The sequence below is a fragment of the Pseudoxanthomonas broegbernensis genome (assembly GCF_014202435.1).
GTDB classification, from domain to species: Bacteria; Pseudomonadota; Gammaproteobacteria; order Xanthomonadales; family Xanthomonadaceae; genus Pseudoxanthomonas; species Pseudoxanthomonas broegbernensis.
Genome location: NZ_JACHGU010000005.1, coordinates 257,973 through 278,366 on the forward strand (window position 1 = coordinate 257,973; position 20,394 = coordinate 278,366).

The following is a 20,394-nucleotide window of genomic DNA, read 5'->3' on the forward strand; positions in this document are numbered from 1 at the left end:
TATGCCCTCGCTGAGGGGGGGAGGTACGGAGCGGGCCATGCTCACCCTCGCCAACGGCTTCGCGGCACGCGGCGTACGGACGGATCTTGTGCTCGCTTTGGCAGAAGGGCCATATCTGATCGATGTCGCTCCTGCCGTACGCGTGGTCGACCTGGATTCGCGCCGCGTATCCACCAGCTTGCCCGGCCTGGCTCGCTATCTGCGCCGCGAGCAGCCGCGCGCCATGCTGTCGGCCCTTAGCCACGCCAATGTGATCGCCGCAGTGGCAAAAGGCCTGTCGCGCGGGTCAACCCGATTGGTGGTCAGCGAGCGCACCCATGTTTCGCAGAATTTGCATCGATCCGGGTCGCTTCGAGATCGCGCGATGCTTCCGGTGATGCGGTTTGCCTATCGCAATGCGGATGCCATCGTCGCCGTGTCCCACGGGGTGGCGGACGATTTGCGGAACGCCATATCCGTCCCCAAAGAGCGTATCCACGTAATCTACAACCCTGTCGTCACGCCGGGTCTGGAAGGTCTTGCCAGCGCTCCCATCGATCACCCCTGGCTGCGCGGCGGGGAGCCACCCGTTGTCCTGGCCGCCGGCCGGTTGACGCCGGCCAAGGACTACCCAACATTGCTCAGGGCGTTCGCCAAGGTACGCAGGCAGCGCGATTGCCGCTTGGTCATCCTGGGCGAGGGCGAACTGCGCCATTCACTCGAGATGCTGATCGGCGACTTGGGCCTCGGCAGTTGCGTCCAGTTGCCCGGATTCGCCGACAACCCTTTCGCATGGATGCGGCATGCGGCGTTGTTCGTGCTTTCATCGGCCTGGGAAGGCCTCCCGAATGTCCTGATCCAAGCCATGGCTTGCGGCACTCCCGTCATCAGTACGGATTGCCCAAGCGGTCCGCGCGAGATACTGGAGGACGGAAAGTGGGGCACCCTGGTACCGGTGGCGGATGCCGATGCGCTGTCCGAAGCCATCATCGAGCGGTTGGGGGAGACGGGCCCGAACGATCCCCGGGTACGTGCGTCTTACTTCGGTGTCGACCGGTCTCTGGACAGCTATCTCGGATTGCTTCTTGGCTAGCATGGTCCTCGCCCCAAATGCGCCGACCCATCGGATAGAGCCCTAGAATGACCACGCTCCCGGACGAAGCCGGGGCCCCGGCCCATATCGCCCACATCATCGCCGGCCTGTCCCAGGGTGGCGCGGAGAACGCTCTATACCGGCTGGTTTCGGTGCAGCCGGACCCTTCGAAGCATCTGGTGTTCAGCCTTACCGATGAAGGCATCTTCGGGCCGCGTCTACGCGCCCTCGGGGTAGAGGTGCACTGCTTGGGATTGCGTCGGGGCGCCATTCCTTCGCCGCTGGCATTGCTGCGGCTCGTACGGGGGCTGCGTCAGGCGCGGCCGGCCCTGGTGCAGACCTGGATGTACCACGCCGATCTGCTCGGGGGGGTGGCGGCGCGTGCAGCCGGCATTCCGGTGTGTTGGGGAATCCGACACAGCGATCTTTCCGCACAACACAACAAATGGTCGACCCGCCTGACGGCGAAGGCCTGCGCGCGTCTTTCGCGCTGGATACCGACCATGGCCGTGTCCTGCAGCGCGCGCGCCGCCGATGTCCATCGCGCACTCGGATACAAGGTGCCTTTCGAGATCGTGCACAACGGACTGGACGTGACGGCCTGGCGACCGCAGCCGTCATGGCGGGCCACAGTACGCAGCGAGTTGGGCATAGGCCCCGAGGAGTTCGTCCTCGCGCATGCGGGGCGAAGCGATCCTCAGAAGGACCACCCCACGCTGGCCGAGGCCTTTGCCCGCGTTCACGCCCTCAGGCCACAGACTCGCCTGCTGATCTGTGGAAAAGGACTGGCTCGCGGCGATGCCTACTTCGACGCTCTACCTTTCACTCCCCGGGCGCGCATGGCGGTGCTGGCCCTCGGGCCTCGGGATGATCTGCCGCGACTTTGGCAAGCTGCCGATGCCTTCACGCTGTCATCGGCTCTCGGAGAAGCATTCCCCAATGTGGTGGCGGAGGCGATGTCCTGCGGCCTGCCCTGCGTGGTGACGGATGTGGGGGATGCGGCGGATATCGTTGGGGATACCGGCCGAGTCGTACCGCCCTCCGACCCGGCCGCCCTGGCTGCGGCGATGCTGGAGCTTTGCAACATGCCGCCACCGGAGCGGCTTCAACTGGGTGCGGCCGCACGTCACCGCGTGCTGGAGCATTTCACGCTGGCGCGTATGGCGGCTGGATTCGGCCGGGTCTGGAACGATGTCATGGCCGGAGGAAAAACCTGATGTGCGGGTTGGCCGGAGGCTGGAGCCGCATGCGGTTCGACACGCTCACGCAAGCGCTGCCGCGGATGATGCAGGCCTTGGCCCATCGCGGGCCGGACGATGACGGTCGCTGGTCCGAGGCGGAGGCGGGAATCGCGCTGGGGCACCGTCGCCTGTCGATCGTTGACCTGTCGCCGTCAGGGCATCAGCCTATGGTTTCACCCAGTGGGCGCTGGGTGATCGTCTTCAATGGCGAGATCTACAATCATCTCCAAATCCGGGAGATCTTGGAGCGCACCGGCTGCGCACCCGCATGGCACGGACACTCGGATACCGAAACCTTGCTGGCGGCCATCGAATCCTGGGGAGTGGAGGCCACGCTGGAGCATAGCGAAGGAATGTTCGCCTTCGCCTTGTGGGACAGGAGCCAGCGGGCGCTCTGGCTGGCCCGGGACCGGCTGGGCGAGAAGCCCATGTACTACGGCTGGAATCGTGGGGTTTTCCTGTTCGGCTCGGAATTGAAGGCCATCCGCGCCTTCCCCGAGTTCGACGCCTCGGTGGATCGCCAAGCGCTGGCTCTTTACTTGCGCCACAACGCCGTGCCTGCCCCCTTCAGCATCTACGAAGGAATTCACAAACTGCCGCCTGGCCATTGGCTGCGGATAGGGTTGCGCGAACTCGAAACCGCGCAGTTGCCGAAGCCAACGGCTTACTGGACGACCAGCCGGCGGGCGCAGGCCGGACAAGCCAATCCCTTCGAAGGAAGCGAGCAGGAAGCGGCCGATGCCCTGGAACGCCTCCTGCGCGATGCCGTAGGCCGGCAAATGGTGGCCGACGTGCCGCTGGGGGCCTTCCTGTCCGGGGGCGTCGATTCTTCGTTGGTGGTGGCGCTGATGCAGGCGCAGTCCGTACGGCCCGTGCGGACGTTCTCCATCGGCTTCCACGAAGTCGCCTACAATGAAGCGCAGCATGCCGCGGCGGTGGCTCGGCACTTGGGGACGGACCACACCGAGTTGTACGTCACCCCGGAAGACGCGATGGCGGTCATTCCTCGGCTGCCGAAGATCTACGACGAACCGTTTGCGGATTCCTCGCAGATTCCCACCTTCCTGGTCTCGCAACTGGCTCGCCGCCATGTCACGGTCGCCCTGTCCGGCGACGGCGGCGATGAACTGTTCGGCGGGTATTCCCGCTACTTCCTGGCCGCACGGATATGGAAGTGGATGCAGGCGATCCCCGCCCCGCCGCGACGCCTGGCTTCCGCCGCGATCACAGGACTCTCCATCAGCACCTGGAATGCCTTGTACGGCATGGCCTCCCCCATCATCCCCGCCGGACGGCGGTGGCGCCTGCCCGGCGACAAGATGCACAAAGCCGCTGGCGTACTGGCTGCGAGCGATGACCGTTCGTTTTATCGCGAGTTGATCACCCACTGGCAACCTGAAACCTTGATGCCAGGCGTGCAGGAACCCCCATACGGGTCCGACAGGGGCGAAGGGCCGCTCAGCTTCTTCGATCGCATGATGCTCGAAGACGCATGCCACTACCTGCCGGACGACATCCTGGCAAAGGTGGACCGTGCGGCCATGGCCTGCAGCCTGGAGACGCGCGTGCCGCTGCTGGACCACCGTGTTTTCGAGTTCGCCTGGCGCCTGCCTGCAGGCCTCAAGGTGCGCGCAGGCGCGGGCAAGTACCTGCTGAAGCAGGTGCTGTACCGGCATGTGCCGCCCGCACTGATCGATCGACCCAAGATGGGCTTCGGGGTACCGATCGGCGACTGGCTGCGTGGCCCGCTCAAGGAATGGGCGGCCGATCTTCTGGACGAGTCGCGGTTGAGGAGCGAGGGCTATTTCGCTCCGGCACCCATCGTCCGCGCGTGGAACGAACACCAGGCCGGAAGCCGCAACTGGCAATACCACCTGTGGGACATCCTGATGTTCCAGTCCTGGCTGGCAACCGTACGGCAGGACGGCTGATGCTGGTGTACTGGCTGCTGTTCCTGATCCCGCTATGCGCCGTCCTGGTGCCGGGGCGGCTGCCGCCGCGGCCGGCGGCCGGGGCGTGGTGGATGGTCGGCCTATTGTTCGTCCTGGTGGCAGGGCTCCGCCATGAAGTCGGCGGCGACTGGTACAACTATCTGGGCCATTTCGAGGAAAGCTCCCGATACGGGTTCCTGTATGCCCTGGAGCAGGGAGACCCGGGCTACCACGGGCTCAACTGGCTGGTCGATCGCCTCGGCGGAAGCATCTACCACGTCAATCTCGTCTGCGCCGCGATTTTCATGTGCGGCACGGTCGTATTCTGCCGCCGCCAGCCACGGCCCTGGCTGGCGCTGCTGGTCGCGGTGCCCTACCTGGTGATCGTGGTGGGCATGGGCTACAGCCGACAGGCGGTGGCGGTGGGGTTCACGCTGATCGGCCTGGTGGCGCTGGGCGACCATCGCACGCGTGCGTTCGTCGTGTGGATAGCCCTCGGCGCGCTGTTCCATAAGTCCGCCGTACTGCTATTGCCGATCGCCGCGTTGGCCGCCAGCCGCAACCGTGCCCTCCGGTTCCTGCTTGTCGCGCTCATCACGGCGCTACTGTATTACCTGCTCCTGGCCGACTCGACCGAGGCGCTCTGGGAGAACTATGTGGAAGCCCAGTACCACTCGGAAGGCGGACTGGTCCGGGTACTGATGAATTCGGTGCCCGCCGTGCTGATGCTGCTGTGGGGGAAGAAACTTGTGCCCGATCCCACGCAGCGCAAGCTGTGGATGCTGATCGCCTGGCTGGCATTGGCATGCTTGCCACTGATTTCTCTCGCATCCACCGCCGTCGACCGCGTGGCGCTGTATCTGATTCCCTTGCAGTTGTTCGTGTTTTCCCGCATGCCGGGGCTGATGCGCAAGGACACGGGCGGACGCACTTTCCTGACGCTATCCGTGGTGGCGTACTACGCGGCGGTCGAGTTCGTCTGGCTCAATTTCGCCGATCACGCGCAGTATTGGCTGCCTTACCGGATGATGCCGCCATGGTGACCCTTCGGGCGTGCGCATGGCCGGCCATGGATAGCCGCCCGGCCTGCGTCCGCGCCGGGCAGGACGCCGACGCGGCACGGCAAGAAACCATTCGGTCGCGATGAAACTCGTCCTCTACGCCAATACGGACTGGTATCTGTACAACTTCCGCCATGCGCTGGCGGTCGCACTGCGTGATGCCGGACACGAGGTCCTGCTGGTGTCTCCCCCGGGCGATTACGGCCCAAGGCTCCGGGCATCGGGCTTGCGCTGGGAACCGCTGCCCATGGACCGCCGCAGCCTCGACCCCCTGCGCGAGGCCGTGCTGCTGTGGCGGCTGTGGCGGCTGTTCCGGCGCGAGCGACCGGCACTGGTGCATGGCTTCACCATCAAGTGCGCCGTGTACGGGGCATTGGTGGCGCGCTTGGCGGGCGTACGGGCACGGGTCGGCGCCGTGGCCGGCATGGGCTATGTCTTCACCAGCCATGATCGCAGGGCGCGGCGGCTGCGCCTGCCGGTGAAGCTGTTGATGCGCCTGGCCTTCGCCGGTCGTGGAACGAGGCTGGTCCTGCAGAATCCCGACGACGTATCCGTATTCCGGGAAGCGGGCCTGGTGCCGGAAGCGAAGATCCGGCTCATCGAAGGTTCGGGCGTGGATTGCGGGCGCTTTTCCCCCGCCGAGTCCAGGACGGGCGGGGCGCACCTGCGCGTGCTCCTTCCCGCCCGCCTGTTGTGGGACAAGGGCCTGGCCGAATACGCGGAAGCGGCGCGCCGGCTGCGCGCCGAGGGCCGGCGGACGGTCTTCCTGCTGGCGGGCACTTCGGACCCCGGCAACCCCGCGGCGGTGGACGAGTCGACCGTGGCCGGCTGGGTGGACGAAGGCCGGATCGAATGGCTGGGCCACGTGGACGACATGCCCACCCTGTTCCGGTCCGTCGACGTGGTGGTACTGCCCAGTTACCGGGAGGGCCTGCCCAAGGGATTGATCGAGGCCGGCGCCTGTGGCCTGGCATTGGTGACGACCGACGTGCCGGGCTGCCGCGAAGTGGTGCGGCACGAGGCCGACGGGCTGCTCGTCCCGCCGCGCGACGCGAGGGCGCTGGCCGAGGCGATCGGGCGGCTGGACGACGACCGGGCGCTGCTGGCGCGCCTGGGCCGGGCGGCACGGGCCAAGGCGGTGGAGCGCTTCGACGAGCGCATCGTCATCCAACGGACCCTCGAGGTCTATCGGGAACTCCTGGGCGGACCGCCTGGATGAGATTCCTCTGAAAATGGCGCAGAAACGCTCGCTTTCGGCGTCGTCACGCGGGGCGTGGAACGCTCCATCCTTGCCAAGGGGCCGGCTTTATGGTTTGAGGTACAGGGTCTCTGGAGGCGGGCATGCTCGATATCTTGAAAGGGCTCGACTGGACCGCCGCGCTTGCGGCGCTCGGCGCGACCTTTTTGCTGCAGTGGATCCTGCAGCCGGTGGCCACGCGCCTGAAGCTGTTCGACTACCCCCGCGGACGCAGGGACCATGCCGCGCCGACGCCGGTGACCGGCGGGCTGGCGATGGGCGTGGGGGTCATCTTCGTCGGGCTGCTGCTGTCGCCCATCCGCGGCGACGGGTTCGCAGGCTTCGCCCTGGCCGCCTGCGTGCTGCTGGTGGTCGGCCTGCTGGACGACCGCTACGACATCCGCTGGTACTGGCGCATCCTGGCCCAGGTGACGGCGGCGCTGATCATGATCTACGTCGGCGGCGTGCGCGTGCAGCAGCTCGGGCCGGTGTTCGGCCTGTCGGAGATGTCGCTGGGTGCGCTGTCGGTGCCGTTCACCGTGTTCGCCACGGTGGGCCTGATCAACGCGATCAACATGGTCGACGGGGCAGACGGGCTGGCCGGGATGCTGGTGTGGGCCGCGCTGCTGATGCTGTCGGCCGCCGCGCTGTACGCGGGCAACGAACTCATCGCCGAGCGCATGATGATCCTGATGGGGGCGGTGGCCGCCTTCCTCGCCTACAACCTGCGCTTCCCGTGGCGGCCGCGCGCCAAGCTGTTCATGGGCGATGCGGGCAGCGCGTTTCTCGGGCTGGTGATCGCGTGGTTCTCGTTCCGCCTGACCCAGAACCCGGGCCACCCCGTGAATCCGGTGCTGACGCTGTGGTTCGTGCCGATCCCGATGATGGATGCGCTGGTGCTGATCATCCGCCGGCTGCGCAACCGGCAATCGCCTTTCAACGGCGACCGCAACCACATGCACCACCTGATGCTCGAAGCGGGCTTCGGGCCGACCCAGGCCGCGCTCGCGCTGACCGCGTTCACCCTGCTGTGCGGCCTGACGGTGGGCCAGGCCATGCGCATGGACGTGCCGCACCCGGCGCTGCTGGGCGCGTTCGTACTCATGTGCGTGGGCTGGTACCTGCTTTCGGGCAGGCGCGAGCGCGCGGTATCGTTCTTCCGGCGCGTGCGCGCCGTGGTCCACCTCCCCTTTCCGCGCCGCGGCGGCGGCCATCCGGAGAAGCCCTGACAGGATGATCGACCTCCACTACCACCTGCTGCCCGGCATCGACGACGGCGCCAAGGACCTGGGCATGGCGCTGGAGATGGCGCGCATGTCGGTGGCCGACGGGGTCGCCACCGTGGCCTGCACGCCGCACATCTACCCGGGCATGTACGAGAACACCCGTGCCGGCATCCTGGAGGCGATCGAGGCGTTCCGGCGGCGGCTGGCCGAGGCGGACGTGCCACTGCGCCTGGTGGAGGGCGCCGACGTCCACCTGGTGCCGGGGCTGCTGGACGGCATCCGCGGCGGCGCGGTCCCTACCCTGGCCGGTTCGCGCTACCTGCTGCTGGAACCCTCGCACCACGTGGCGCCGCCGCGCTTCGAGCAGTCGGTGTTCGAGTTCATGGCCGCGGGCCTGGTGCCGGTCATCACCCATCCCGAGCGCCTGAGCTGGGTGGAGCACGACTACGACGTGTTCGTCCGCCTGAGCCGGCGCGGGGCATGGATGCAGATCACCGCCGGCGCCCTGGCCGGGCGCTTCGGCAAGCGCGCGCAGTACTGGAGCGAGCGCTTCCTCGGCGAGGGCCACTGCATGATCCTGGCCACCGACGCGCACGATCCGCGCAGGCGTCCTCCGCTGCTGGCCGAGGCCCGCGACATCGCCCGCCGGTTGCTCGGCGAGGAGGAGGCGCGGCACCTGGTGGTCACCCGCCCGCAGGGCATCGTCGACGACCTGCCGCCGGATGCCTTGCCGCCGCCGCTGTTCGGCGACCCGGCATTCCATCCGCGCGCACCCGGCGGCGAAGGCTTCCTGGGCCGCCTGCTGCGCCCGTTCGGCGCCGGGGCGCGGCGATGAGCGTGTGAGCCATCGCCGCGGGCGGATGGACATCCCCCGTGGCCGGAGGCGGTCAGGCGCGGCGCGGGACGGCCGTATCCGTTGCCGTTGCCGCGCGCGCCTGCGGCACGCGCGCCGTCGCGGTGCGCGCATGGGTCGAGTACAGCGCCAGGCCGACGAAGGCCAGGCCGCCGACCAGGTTGCCCAGCACGGTGGGGATCTCGTTCCACACCAGGTAGTCGGCGATGGAGAAGTCGCCGCCCAGCATCAGCCCGGCGGGAAACAGGAACATGTTGACCACCGAGTGCTCGAAGGCCATGGCGAAGAACAGCATGACCGGCATCCACATGGCGATGACCTTGCCCGGCACCGAGGTGGACATCATCGCGCCGACCACGCCGGTGGAGACCATCCAGTTGCACAGCACGCCGCGCACGAACAGGGTCAGCATGCCGGCCATGCCGTGCTCGGCGTAGCCCACGGTGCGCGACTGCCCGATCGACCCCAGCTTCAGGCCCACCGCGTCCGGCGCCTGGCTGAAGGCGTAGGTGCAGACGATCGCCATCATCACCGCCACGGTCAGCGCCCCGGCGAAGTTGCCGGCGAACACCAGCCCCCAGTTGCGCAGCACGCCCTGCATGGTCACCCCCGGGCGCCGGTCGATCAGCGCCAGCGGCACCAGGGTGAACACGCCGGTCAGCAGGTCGAAGCCCAGCAGGTAGAGCAGGCAGAAGCCCACCGGGAATAGCAGCGCGCCCACCAACGGCACCCCGGTCTGCACCGCCACGGTGACCGCGAACGCGGCCGACAGGGCCAGGATCGCGCCGGCCATGTAGGCGCGGATGAGGGTGTCGCGCGTGGACATGAATATCTTCGACTCGCCGGCGTCGATCATCCGGGTGACGAATTCCTTGGGGAGTACGTAGGACATGGTCGCTTCTCGGTTGGGGGGAGGCGGGGGAGCGGGGTGGAACGGATCAGGCGGTGAGGGCGATCTCCCGCGATGGCGCGGCGACGGCCGCCGCCTCGGCCAGCGCGGCGCCGACCAGGATCACGCCCGGATCGCCGGCGACGCAGGCACCGGCGGCCTGCGCCAGCCGGTCGAGGCGGGTGTGCATGCAGCGCTCGCCCGGCTGGCTGGCCGCCTGCACCAGGGCCACGGGGGTGTCGCCCGGCAGGTGGCGCAGCAGGCCGCGGGCGATCGCACCGATGCGGGCCATGCCCATGTAGATGGCCAGGGTGGTGCCGCTGCGCGCCAGCGCCCCCCAGTCCGGCTCGCCGTGGTCGGCGGTGTGGGCGGTGACGAAGGTGATGCCGTGGCAGTGCGCGCGATGGGTGAGCGATACCCCCAGCGCGGCGGCGGCGGCGAAGGCGGCGCTGATGCCGTTGACGATGCGCACCGGCACCCCGGCCGCGCGCAGGAACGCGATCTCCTCGCCGGCGCGGCCGAACATCAGCGCATCGCCGCCCTTGACCCGGACCACGCGCAGGCCCTGCAGCGCGTAGCGGCGCATCAGCCGGCAGATGAAGGCCTGCGGGGTGGAGCGGCAGCCGCCGCGCTTGCCCACCCGCACCACCCGCGCGCGCGGGGCGAGGCTGGCGATGTCCGGGTCGACCAGTTCGTCCAGCAGCAGCACCTCGGCCGCGGCCAGCGCGCGCACCGCCTTGAGCGTGAGCAGTTCCAGGTCGCCGGGGCCGGCGGACAGCAGCACCACCTCGGCCGGGATGCGGCGCGGGGCGCAGGCGTCATCATGCGGTTCGGTCGCCATCGATGCCTCGGTCGGATTCATGGGCGGGTCCGGCGCGGGATGTCGGCCGGCACGGCGAAGGCGGCCAGCCGCGGCCCGTGCCAGGCCTGGCCTGCCAGGGCGGCGCGCAGCAGCGGCTCGCCGCCGCCGGGCTGGGCATCGGCCCAGAGCAGGCCATCGATGAAATCGCCGCGCCAGGCCACGCGCTTGAGCAGGCCCCGGCGCGCATCGCGGTGTTCGAGCGCATCCGCGCCCGGGGCCAGGGCCAGCGCGCGGTCCAGCGCCGCCAGCCATTGGGCCGGCATCGCGTCGGCCGAGGCCGCGCGCAGCACCAGCCAGGCGCTGCCGTCGCCCTCGGAAGAGGCGGGCCGCAGCGAGATGTTTGCATAGCCGCAGTCCCGCAGCAGCGGTTGCAGCGCCGCGCGCATGGCCGGCGCGTCGCCGCGGCGGGCGGCCAGCAGGTGCCAGCGCAGGCCGGCCGGTTCCACCCGCACCGCCGCGTGCTCGAATCCGGGCGGGCAGGCGCACGCCTCCTCGGGCGGGCCGCCGGCCGGGTCGTCGTCGCCACGCTCGGGGCCATGGACGGCCGCGAACACGATGCCCGAGCCGACTTCGCCCGAGGTTTCCAGCGGCAGCACCCACTCGCCCCGCTTGCCGGCGATGCGCACCAGTCCGCCGTCCGCCAGGCCGCGGCGGACGGCATCGTCCGGATGCATGCGCAGGACGGAGTGCGTGGCCGGCGCCTGCCCGGTGCGCGCCGGGCCGAGGGAGCCGTCGCGCAGGCGGCCGGTGAGCAGGCGCAGCGGAAAGCGCGCCGAGGTCGGCTCGGCCGCCGGCCGGTATCCGACCGGATCGAAGCGGTGGACCTGATCGGCGGACAGGGCGTGCGCGTCCCGCGTCGCGGCCATGGCACCGGCCCCGGGTGCGCGCGACGCGTCGAAGCCGCCGGCCAAGGAATGCAGGCCGGTGCCGGGCCGGCCGAGCTGGCCGGTGGCCAGGTGCAGGTGATGCAGCGCGCGGAGGCCGTCGCTGCCGTGCGCCGGCCGGACCAGGCCGCCGCCGTAGAGCGAAAGCGCCGCCGGGCTGCGGCCGAACCATTCTGCCGCGGCGATCAGGTCGGTGGCGGGAATGCCGCAGATCCCGGCCGCCGTGCGCGGGCTGCAGTCGCGCAGCACCCGCTTGAGGGCGGCGAAGCCGGTGGTGCGCGCGGCGATGAAGTCCTGGGCAAGCAGCCCTTCCCAGACCAGGTGGTGGAGCATGCCGTTGAACAGGGCCACGTCGGTGCCCGGCTGGATCGCCAGGTGCAGGTCGGCCCGCGCGGCGGTGGCGGTGCGGCGCGGGTCGACCACGATCCAGCGCACCTGCCCGTCGCCCGCCCGGGCCGCTTGCAGCCGCCGCAAGGGCGTCGGGTGCGCGCAGGCGGCATCGCTGCCGGCGAACAGCACCAGCCCGGCACGTTCCGGGCCGTCGGCGCGGGAAGCAGCGCCCTGCCGATGCGGTCCGGGGCCGCCGCTGCCGTCCATCAGGCGGCCTCCGCCGGTGCCTCGGCGTCGGCCCGCGCCGCCGGCCGCAGCGACAGCCACACCTCGCCGTCGCGCACCTGTACCGGGTAGCGGCGCGCGCAGCCCGCGTCCGGGGCGCAGGCCAGGCCGCTATCGAGCCGGATGTTCCAGCCATGCAGCGGGCAGGTCACGGTGTCGCCGCTGACGATGCCTTGCGACAGCGGCCCGCCCTTGTGCGGGCAGCGGTCGGCCAGTGCGAACACGCGCGCGGCGGCGGGCCGGAACAGGGCGATGTCCGCGTCCTGCGCGCGCCTGAGCACGCGCGACCCGAGCAGGGGGATGTCCTCGACGGCGCACACGCGCACCCAGGCTTCGGTTGCGGTCATGGTCAGTCCTCCAGGGCCAAGGCGATCTGCCGGTCCGCCTTGGGCGGAGCCAGCGTCAGCGGGGTGTATTCGCGGGCCTGGGTGCCGGCGATGCGCGCCGCCCACGGGTCGGGCAGGCCCTCCAGCGCGTAGAGCAGCCGCTCGTACAGGGCGCGGCGGCTGTCGGCGTCCTCCACCACCTTCTGCTTGACGTGGTCCAGGCCCACGCGCTCGATGTAGTGCACGGTGCGGTCCAGGTAGTAGGCCTCCTCGCGGTAGAGCTGCAGGAACGCGCCCACGTGTTCCTTCACTTCGGCGGCGGTCTTCACCTTTGCCAGGAAGCGGGCGACCTCGGTCTTGATGCCGCCGTTGCCGCCGACGTGGATCTCCCAGCCCGAGTCCACCGCGATGATGCCCACGTCCTTGATGCCCGACTCGGCGCAGTTGCGCGGGCAGCCGGACACGGCCAGCTTGACCTTGTGCGGGCTCCACATGTTGGCCAGCATCGTCTCCAGCGCGATGCCCATGCCGGTGCTGTCCTGGGTGCCGAAGCGGCAGAACTCGCTGCCCACGCAGGTCTTCACCGTGCGGATGGACTTGCCGTAGGCGTGGCCGGAGTTCATGCCCAGGTCGCGCCAGACCTCCACCAGGTCTTCCTTCTTCACCCCCAGCAGGTCGATGCGCTGGCCGCCGGTGACCTTGACCATGGGGATGGCGTACTTGTCGGCCACGTCGGCGATGCGGCGCAGCTCGGACGGGTTGGTCACCCCGCCCTTCATCTGCGGGATCACCGAGAACGTGCCGTCCTTCTGGATGTTGGCGTGGGCGCGCTCGTTGATGAAGCGGCTCTGCGGGTCGTCCACCGCCTCGCGCGGCCAGGTGGAGATCAGGTAGTAGTTGATCGCCGGGCGGCAGGTGGCGCAGCCGTTGGGCGTGCGCCATTCCATGAAGGCGTAGGCCTGGGCGTGGCTGACCAGGCGGTGCTCGCCGATGGCGCGGCGCACCTGGGCATGGGTGCGGTCGGTGCAGCCGCACACCGCCTTGGTCTTGGGCGTCTCCTGAAAGTTGGAGCCCAGGCAGTTCATCAGGATCTGCTCCACCAGGCCGGTGCACGAGCCGCACGAACTGGCCGCCTTGGTGTGCTTCTTCACCTCGTCCACGGTGAACAGGCCCTGCTCGCGCACCGCCTTGACGATGGTGCCCTTGCACACGCCGTTGCAGCCGCAGACCTCGTCGCCGTCGGCCATGCTCGCGGCGCGGTCCTGGCCGCCGGTGCCCGAGTCGCCCAGCGCGGTCTGGCCGAACACCAGGGTGTCGCGGCGCGCGTCGATGCTGGCGCCGTCCTTGATCTGCTTGAAGTACCAGGCGCCGTCGCCGGTGTCGCCGTACAGGCAGGCGCCCACGAGCTTGTCGTCCTTGATCACCAGCTTCTTGTACAGGCCGCCGGCCGGGTCGGAGAGCACGATCTCCTCGGCGCCCTCCCCGCCCATGAACTCGCCGGCGGAGAACAGGTCGATGCCGGTGACCTTGAGCTTGGTCGAGGACACCGAACCGGCGTAGATGCCGATGCCGTAGGTGGCCAGGTGGTTGGCGCAGATCCTGGCCTGCTCGAACAGCGGCGCGACCAGGCCGTAGGCGATGCCGCGGTGGCTGGCGCACTCGCCCACCGCGTACACGCGCGGGTCGTAGGTCTGCAGGGTGTCGTCGACCACGATGCCGCGGTTGCAGTGGATGCCGGCGGCCTGGGCCAGGGCGGCGTTGGGGCGGATGCCGGCGGCCATCACCACCAGGTCGGCGGGGATTTCCCCGCCGTCGGAGAAGCGCACCGCGGCGACCCTCCCGGTCTCGTCGCCGAGGATCTCGGTGGTGGAGGTGCCCAGGCGGAAGTCCAGGCCGCGCTGCGCCAGCGACTTCTCCAGCAGCGCGCCGGCCACCGGGTCGAGCTGGCGCTCCAGCAGCCAGCCAGCCAGGTGGACCACGGTCACGTCCATGCCGCGCAGCTTCAGGCCGTTGGCCGCCTCCAGCCCGAGCAGGCCGCCGCCGATCACCACCGCGCGCTTCTTCACCTTGGCGGCGTCGATCATCGCCTGGGTGTCGTGGATGTCGCGGTAGCCGATCACCCCTTCGAGGCCGTTCCCGGGAATCGGCAGGATGAAGGGCACCGAGCCGGTGGCCAGCAGCAGGCGGTCGTACTCGGCCTGCGTACCGTCGGCGGCGACCACCCTGCGCCGTGCGCGGTCGATCCGCACGACCTCCTTGCCCAGGTGCAGGACGATGCCGTTGTCCGCGTACCAGGACAGCGGGTTGAGCACGATCTCGTCGAAGGTCTGCTCGCCGGCCAGCACCGGCGAGAGCAGGATGCGGTTGTAGTTGGGATGCGGCTCGGCGCCGAAAACGGTGATCTCGTACATGTCCGGCACCAGCTTCAGCAGCTCTTCGAGCGTGCGGATGCCGGCCATTCCGTTGCCCACCACCACCAGTCGCGGCTTGCCCATCGGTCGGTTCCCATCCTGCGTGTGCGGTCGTGTCGGCAGGTCCTACGCAACGGCCGTGCCAACTTCGCGCATGCGCGGCGGCGCGGCGCGCGAGCCTTTGCGCCCAAGGGGTTCGCGAGATTGCGGCGGCGGTGCGCGGCCGCGGCGGCTGGCCATGCGGGGGACCGCCCGCACCGTGCAGGTGCACCGGCGCACTCCCGTTGTGCATTGCAGCGAAGGCATCGGCATCCGCGCCGGCTTGCCGCGGCGCGCGCGCCCCTCACCTTGCTGAAGGCGGCGGAGGCGACCGCGGCGGATTGACCCACGTCAATGACGCTGGTCCGAGGCGGCCCCTAGCCTGTCCGCATGGCCAGCCTATCCACCGCCCTGTTCGACCCCGACCTGCTCCGGCGCTACGACGTGCCGGGGCCGCGCTACACCTCCTACCCGACCGCGCCGCAGTTCTCGCCCGGCTTCGGCGAGGCGGACCTGCGCAGGATGGCCGAGGCCACCAACGGCGACCCGATCCCGCGCCCGCTGTCGCTGTACGTGCACATCCCGTTCTGCACCAGCCCGTGCTTCTACTGCGGCTGCAACCGCATCATCACCCGCGACACCGCGCGCGGCGAGGCCTACCTGACCCGCCTGTACCGCGAGATCGGGATGATGTCGGCGCTGTTCGACCGCGACCGCGAGGTGGTGCAGTTGCACTTCGGCGGCGGCACGCCCAACTTCCTCTCGCCGGCGCAACTGGCCGAGACCGTGGACGTGATGCGCCGCCACTTCCACCTGGCCCGCGACGCGCACCTGGACTGCTCGATCGAGCTGGACCCGCGCTTCGTCTCGCCCGGGGAGATCGGCCAGCTCGCCGAGGCCGGCTTCAACCGCACCAGCCTGGGCGTGCAGGACTTCGACCCGGCGGTGCAGGAGGCGGTCAACCGCATCCAGAGCGTGGAGCAGACCGTGGCGGTGATCCACGCCTGCCGCGCGTACGGCATGCGCTCGGTCAACGTGGACCTGATCTACGGCCTGCCGCGGCAGACCCTGGCCGGCTTCGACCGCACCCTGGACGCGGCCCTGGACGCGCGCCCGGACCGCTTCGCCATCTACAGCTACGCGCACCTGCCCGCGCTGTTCCGCCCGCAGCGCCGCATCCGCGACGAGGAGCTGCCCGCCCCCGAGGTCAAGCTGGCCCTGCTGCAGCGGGCGATCGACCGCCTGGACCAGGCCGGCTACGTCTACATCGGCATGGACCACTTCGCCCTGCCCGGCGACGACCTGGCCATCGCCCAGGCCCGCGGCGGCCTGCACCGCAACTTCATGGGCTACACCACCTGCGCCGACAGCGACCTGGTCGGCCTGGGGGTGAGCGCGATCAGCCACGTCGGCGAGAGCTTCAGCCAGAACCCGCGCGACCTGCACAGTTGGGAGCAGGCCATCGACGACGGCCGCCTGCCGGTATGGCGCGGCATGCGCATGAGCCAGGACGACGTGCTGCGCGCGGACGTGATCCAGCAGTTGATGTGCCACGGCGAACTGGACTTCGAGGCGGTCGGGCGGCGCCACGTCATCGACTTCCGCGAGTACTTCGCCGACGCCATGCAGCGGCTGGCCGTGCTGGCCGACGACGGCCTGGTGGAACTGAGCGCGGCCGGGCTGCGCGCCACTTCCCGGGGCAAGCTGCTGCTGCGTATCATAGCCATGTGCTTCGACCGCTACCTGCCCCGATCCGCGCCTGCGCCCACGCAGTTCTCGCGTACCGTCTGAACCGCCCGGAGCGGACGGGATGAGTTCCGGCGTCGTCTTCCCGCGCACGGATGCCAGCATCCTGGCCGATGACGGCGATGCCCTGAATTTCTGCTCCACCTGCGCGTTCTCGCAGGCGTGCCTGTCCGAGGGCATGGACAAGGCCTCGCTGATGGACCTGCACGTGCTGGTCGAGCACGTCGGCCCGCTCAAGCCCGGCGACCACGTGTTCCGCGAGGGCGACCGCTTCGACGCGATCGCCGCGGTGCGCGCCGGCACGGTCAAGACCTACGTCACCGACCGCGACGGGCGCGAGCAGGTGCTGGGCTTCCACCTGCCCGGCGAGGTGATCGGCCTCAACGCGATCCACGGCGAGCACTACCCGTGCAACGCGGTGGCCCTGGACACGGTGATGCTGTGCCGGTTCTCGTTCCCGCGCATCGCCCTGCTGGCCACCCGCCTGCCCAACCTGCAGCAGCAGTTGTTCCGGCTGATGAGCCGCGACATCGGCGTGGCCTCGCTGTTCGCCGGCGACCATTCGGCCGACGAGCGCATGGCCGCGTTCCTGATAGGCCTGTCGCGGCGCCTGGCCTCGCGCGGGTTCTCGCCGCGCCGCTTCCAGTTGACCATGTCGCGCACCGACATCGCCAACTACCTGCGCCAGGCGCCGGAGACGGTGAGCCGGGTGCTGCGCCGGTTCGAGCGCGACGGCCTGGTGCAGATCAAGCAGCGCGACGTGGAGATCGTGGACCTGCCGCGCCTGGAGGCTATCGCGTTGGCGGTGCTGCGGCACTAGCCACCCGCGCCTTTGCAGGAGCGGCCTTGGCCGCGTGGCCATCGCCGCGGACCGGGAACGCCCCCCCGCGCCCCAGGGCGCTCCTCCGTGGAGCAACTCCGTCGTGCGTAGAGGCGGCCAACGGCCGTGCCCCGGGGGGCGGTCGCGGCGCGGCTTGACCTGGGTCATGGAGGCCCGGACGGCGCCCGCCGAACATGCAGGCGTTCTCCACACCGAGCGATACGCCATGAACTCCACCCGCAAGCTATGGGCCGGACTCGCCGTCCTGCTCATCGCTTCGTTCGCCGTCCTGTTGTGGGTCGGCAGCGAAGTGCACCGCCAGGCACCGCCCATGCCCGAAGCGGTGGTCAGCCAGGACGGGCAGATCCTCTATACCCGCCAGGACATCGAGACCGGACGCCAGGTCTGGCAGTCCATCGGCGGCCAGCAGTTGGGTTCCATCTGGGGCCATGGCGGCTACGTCGCCCCGGACTGGGGCGCGGACTGGCTGCACCGCGAGGCCGAGGCGATCCTGGACATCTGGGCCGCGCGCGAGCACGGCGCGGCCAGCCACAAGGACCTGGACGCCCCCACCCTGGCCGCCTACGCCACGCGGGTGCAGGCGCTGATGCGCCCCAACACCTACGACGCGGCCACCGGCGCCATCCAGGTCGACGCCGACCGCGCGCAGGCGATGCGCCAGGTCGCCGCGCACTACCAGCAGTTGTTCGGCAGCGACCCGGCCATGCGCGGCCTGCGCGAGGCCTACGCGATGCGCGAGGGCACCGTGCCCGACCCCGAGCACCGCCGCCAGTTGACCGGCTTCTACTGGTGGGCCGCGTGGTCCTCGGTCACCCTGCGCCCCAACGAGGGCATCAGCTACACCGCCAACTGGCCCTACGACGAGCTGGTCGGCAACACCGCCCCGCCCAGCACCTTCCTGTGGACGGTGTTCAGCGTGCTGTTCCTGATCGCCGGCATCGCCCTGCTGGGCTGGCACTACGCGGTCAACCACGGCGACGAGATGGTGCCGGTGCTGCCCAAGAGCGACCCGCTGGCGGCGATCGAGGTCACCCCGTCCATGCGCGCCACCGCCAAGTACTTCTGGGTGGTGATCGCGCTGTTCCTGACCCAGATCCTGCTGGGCGCGATCACCGCGCACTACCAGGTCGAGGGCCAGGAGGCGTACGGCTTCGCCCTGGCCGACGTGCTGCCCTACGCGCTGACCCGCACCTGGCACACCCAGTTGGCGGTGCTGTGGATCGCCACCGCGTGGCTGGGCATGGGCCTGTACATCGGCCCGGCCATCTCCGGGCACGAGCCCAGGTTCCAGCGCCTGGGGGTGAACGTGCTGTGGGCCTGCCTGCTGGTGATCGTGGTGGGCTCGTTCGTCGGCCAGTGGCTGGCGGTGATGCAGAAGCTGGGCCTGGAGCACAACTTCTGGTTCGGCCACCAGGGCTGGGAATACGTGGACATGGGCCGCTTCTGGCAGTGGTTCCTGTTCATCGGCCTGGGCCTGTGGCTGCTGCTGGTCGGGCGCGCGCTGTGGCCGTCGATCCGCGGCGGCGGCGAGTCGCGCTCCATCGTCACGCTGCTGTTCCTGTCGACGGTGGCCATCGGCCTGTTCTACGCCGCGGGCCTGATGTGGGGCGAGCACACCCACCTGTCGATGGTCGAGTACTGGCGCTGGTGGGTGGTGCACCTGTGGGTGGAAGGCTTCTTCGAGGTCTTCGCGGTGGCGGTGATCGCCTTCCTGTTCACCCGCCTGGGCCTGCTGCAGGTACGCAGCGCGACGGTGGCGGTGCTGTTCGCCACCATCGTGTTCATGGCCGGCGGCGTGCTGGGCACCCTGCACCACCTGTACTTCACCGGCACGCCCACCGCGGTGATCGCGCTGGGCGCGAGCATCTCGGCGCTGGAGGTGGTGCCGCTGGCCTACGTCGGCTTCGAGGCCTACCAGAGCTACCGGCTGGGCAAGGCCACGCCATGGATGGCCAAGTACAAGTGGCCGATCACGTTCTTCATCGCGGTGGCGTTCTGGAACCTGGTGGGCGCGGGCCTGTTCGGCTTCCTGATCAACCCGCCGCTGCCGCTGTACTACATGCAGGGCCTGAACCTGACCCCGACCCACGGCCACACCGCGCTGTTCGGCGTGTACGGCATGCTCGGCATCGGCCTGATGCTGTTCTGCCTGCGCGGGCTGAAGCCGGACGTGAAGTGGAGCGACAAGCTGCTGAAGACCAGCTTCTGGTCGCTGAACATCGGCCTGGCCGGCATGGCCGCCTTCACCCTGCTGCCGCTGGGCATCCTGCAGCTCAATGCCGCGCTCAAGCACGGCTACTGGTATGCGCGCTCGGCCGAGTTCATGCAGCAGCCGATCGTGGACCTGCTGGTGTGGATGCGGGTGCCGGCCGACACGCTGTTCAGCGTCGGCGCGCTGGCCCTGGCCTGGTTCGTGCTGCGGCTGTGGGTGGCGCCCAAGCGCGAGACGCCGGTGTCGGCGACCGCCGCCGCCGCGGCCACGGCGATCGCGCCGAACCGCTGAGGGCTCGCCGTCCTCGCAGGCGAACACCGGGGCCGCGCAATGCGGCCCCGGTCTTTCGGTCGCTGCCCGGTGGGCGCCGGCGGCCGCAAGATGGCGGCGGCGACCCGCCTCTCTGCAGGAGCCGGGTCCAGCCGGCGAACGCCATCCCGTACGCCGGCGCCAACCAGGCCCCGGCGGCATGCCGCCGACCGGAGTCGGCTTCTACAAGGAACGCGGGCAAGAGACGCGGGGGAGGCGCTCCTGTCCATCGCGGCCGCAGGAGCGCACGGCCGATCCCGCGCGACGTCAGCGGTGCGAACACCCGCAACCGCAGCCACCGCCGCCCGGCGCGGCCGTATCCGCGTCCTCGTCCAGCAGTTCGGCCACCTCGCCCAGCTCCACCAGCACGCGCATGACCTCGTCGGGCGGCAGCACGGTCAGCACCTTCATGCGGCCGTTGTCCGGGTCCAGGGCGACGTCGGCCCCGGGATCGAGCCGGCGCATGGCGGCGTGGATGGCCGCCAGTCGCGACGGTCCGGAGGAGGGGGCGTGGTCGGGCGCGCTGGGCATCGGCGTTCTCGCGGAGGATCGGGAACGGCGCGCGCCGCACGGGCGCGCGCCAGGGTGGCGGCGACTGTACCGTCACGCCGCCGGATGCAGCCTTGACCGGCATCAAGC

Annotated in this window: 16 protein-coding genes; 10 read left to right on the plus strand and 6 right to left on the minus strand. The window is 69.9% G+C overall.

The window, feature by feature from the left end; genetic code table 11:
• Nucleotide 1: 1 nt before the first annotated feature.
• From HNR76_RS11935 to HNR76_RS11965, 7 genes are all read left to right on the plus strand, one after another.
• Nucleotides 2–1,072, plus strand: a complete 1,071-nt coding sequence (locus tag HNR76_RS11935; RefSeq protein WP_281383389.1) for a glycosyltransferase — start codon at nucleotides 2–4, stop codon at nucleotides 1,070–1,072.
• Between the two features lie 47 nt (nucleotides 1,073–1,119).
• On the plus strand, nucleotides 1,120–2,289 hold the full coding sequence (locus HNR76_RS11940; RefSeq protein ID WP_162310198.1) for a glycosyltransferase: 1,170 nt from the start codon (nucleotides 1,120–1,122) through the stop codon (nucleotides 2,287–2,289).
• Complete coding sequence (gene asnB / locus HNR76_RS11945) at nucleotides 2,289–4,244, plus strand: asparagine synthase (glutamine-hydrolyzing) (RefSeq protein ID WP_162310197.1); 1,956 nt, start codon at nucleotides 2,289–2,291, stop codon at nucleotides 4,242–4,244. The genes HNR76_RS11940 and asnB overlap by 1 nt, the downstream gene beginning before the upstream one ends.
• Nucleotides 4,244–5,287: an EpsG family protein gene (locus HNR76_RS11950; RefSeq protein WP_162310196.1), complete on the plus strand. Its 1,044-nt coding sequence runs from the start codon at nucleotides 4,244–4,246 to the stop codon at nucleotides 5,285–5,287. Before asnB ends, HNR76_RS11950 begins: the two co-directional genes overlap by 1 nt.
• Before the next feature lie 100 nt (nucleotides 5,288–5,387).
• Complete coding sequence (locus HNR76_RS11955; protein WP_162310195.1) at nucleotides 5,388–6,524, plus strand: glycosyltransferase family 4 protein; 1,137 nt, start codon at nucleotides 5,388–5,390, stop codon at nucleotides 6,522–6,524.
• A 122-nt stretch (nucleotides 6,525–6,646) separates the two neighbouring features.
• Entirely contained in the window at nucleotides 6,647–7,771 is a 1,125-nt protein-coding gene (locus tag HNR76_RS11960; protein WP_162310194.1) for an MraY family glycosyltransferase, read from the plus strand.
• Nucleotides 7,772–7,775: 4 nt separating this feature from the next.
• Nucleotides 7,776–8,603 carry a tyrosine-protein phosphatase gene (locus tag HNR76_RS11965; RefSeq protein ID WP_162310193.1) on the plus strand — a complete coding sequence of 276 codons (828 nt, stop codon included), beginning with the start codon at nucleotides 7,776–7,778 and terminating at the stop codon, nucleotides 8,601–8,603.
• 52 nt (nucleotides 8,604–8,655) lie between these two features.
• Here the strand turns inward: HNR76_RS11965 and HNR76_RS11970 are convergent, their stop codons facing one another.
• The 5 genes from HNR76_RS11970 to nirB all read right to left on the minus strand — a co-directional run bounded on the left by HNR76_RS11970 (nucleotide 8,656) and on the right by nirB (nucleotide 14,692).
• Entirely contained in the window at nucleotides 8,656–9,513 is an 858-nt protein-coding gene (locus tag HNR76_RS11970; RefSeq protein ID WP_162310192.1) for a formate/nitrite transporter family protein, read from the minus strand.
• 46 nt (nucleotides 9,514–9,559) lie between these two features.
• Entirely contained in the window at nucleotides 9,560–10,297 is a 738-nt protein-coding gene (gene cobA, locus HNR76_RS11975; RefSeq protein ID WP_183982264.1) for a uroporphyrinogen-III C-methyltransferase, read from the minus strand.
• A 71-nt stretch (nucleotides 10,298–10,368) separates the two neighbouring features.
• Nucleotides 10,369–11,853, minus strand: coding sequence for a molybdopterin oxidoreductase family protein (locus HNR76_RS11980; RefSeq protein ID WP_162310191.1), 1,485 nt, complete (start codon nucleotides 11,851–11,853; stop codon nucleotides 10,369–10,371).
• Nucleotides 11,853–12,218, minus strand: coding sequence for a nitrite reductase small subunit NirD (gene nirD, locus HNR76_RS11985; protein ID WP_162310190.1), 366 nt, complete (start codon nucleotides 12,216–12,218; stop codon nucleotides 11,853–11,855). Before nirD ends, HNR76_RS11980 begins: the two co-directional genes overlap by 1 nt.
• Before the next feature lie 2 nt (nucleotides 12,219–12,220).
• Nucleotides 12,221–14,692, minus strand: a complete 2,472-nt coding sequence (gene nirB / locus HNR76_RS11990; RefSeq protein WP_162310189.1) for a nitrite reductase large subunit NirB — start codon at nucleotides 14,690–14,692, stop codon at nucleotides 12,221–12,223.
• A 345-nt stretch (nucleotides 14,693–15,037) separates the two neighbouring features.
• On the opposite strand from nirB, the gene hemN reads away from it, so the two are divergent.
• From hemN to HNR76_RS12005, 3 genes are all read left to right on the plus strand, one after another.
• Nucleotides 15,038–16,438, plus strand: coding sequence for an oxygen-independent coproporphyrinogen III oxidase (gene hemN / locus HNR76_RS11995; protein WP_162310188.1), 1,401 nt, complete (start codon nucleotides 15,038–15,040; stop codon nucleotides 16,436–16,438).
• Between the two features lie 19 nt (nucleotides 16,439–16,457).
• A complete protein-coding gene (locus HNR76_RS12000) occupies nucleotides 16,458–17,213 on the plus strand; it encodes a helix-turn-helix domain-containing protein (protein ID WP_162310187.1) in 756 nt (251 codons plus the stop codon).
• A gap of 226 nt (nucleotides 17,214–17,439) precedes the next feature.
• On the plus strand, nucleotides 17,440–19,737 hold the full coding sequence (locus tag HNR76_RS12005) for a nitric-oxide reductase large subunit (RefSeq protein ID WP_162310186.1): 2,298 nt from the start codon (nucleotides 17,440–17,442) through the stop codon (nucleotides 19,735–19,737).
• A gap of 285 nt (nucleotides 19,738–20,022) precedes the next feature.
• Here the strand turns inward: HNR76_RS12005 and HNR76_RS12010 are convergent, their stop codons facing one another.
• The gene (locus HNR76_RS12010) at nucleotides 20,023–20,286 is read right to left on the minus strand and encodes a hypothetical protein (protein ID WP_162310185.1); all 264 of its coding nucleotides are present in this window, start codon (nucleotides 20,284–20,286) and stop codon (nucleotides 20,023–20,025) included.
• Between the last annotated feature and the right edge of the window lie 108 nt (nucleotides 20,287–20,394).